Annotated in this window: 1 pseudogene; it reads right to left on the minus strand. The window is 61.7% G+C overall.

Features of this window, described 5'->3' with window-relative positions:
* Positions 1-161: 161 nt before the first annotated feature.
* Positions 162-404: pseudogene (locus JF542_RS24345) on the minus strand (transposase); the annotation flags it as partial.
* Positions 405-566: the final 162 nt, after the last annotated feature.

Genomic DNA, 566 nt, shown 5'->3' on the forward strand with positions numbered 1-566 from the left:
TGAAACCTTGGCCCGCGTCACCGACAATCCAACCGTCAGGCTGCCCGCAGTGGCATCCTGATCAGGCCCGGACCTCTCCGAAGGTCGACGCTCCTACACCATGCCGTGGGGCACTATCTTGATCAATGTCGTCAGGGTCGGCCTTGCCCTCGAACCGATGGTGGGCTGGCGGCCTCCATTCCCAGCAGGTCTTTCAACACGACATTGTCCAGCATGGTGTCCGCCAACAGGCGCTTCAGCTTGGCATTCTCGTCCTCAAGGGCCTTTAGCCTCGCAGCCTCAGACACCTCCATGCCGCCATACTTGGCTTTCAGCTTGTAGAACGTCGCAGTGCTCTGCCCATGCCTACGGCACACTTCCGCAGTCGGCATCCCGGCCTCCTGCTCCTTGATCATTCCGATGATCTGGTACGGGGCTTGCGCGGCCCCACTGGCGCCACGGTCCCCTTAACAGGCCGCTGAAAAGGTCTGCCTTGAGGAAGGGTTTCCCTTGAGCAGGAGCTCGATGCGGCCTGGTTTGCGAACCGGCAGTCCGAGTAGCCGCTTGCCGGCTCAGTTGGCGAGCAG

Source organism: Salipiger bermudensis (assembly GCF_017309175.1).
GTDB classification, from domain to species: Bacteria; Pseudomonadota; Alphaproteobacteria; order Rhodobacterales; family Rhodobacteraceae; genus Salipiger; species Salipiger bermudensis.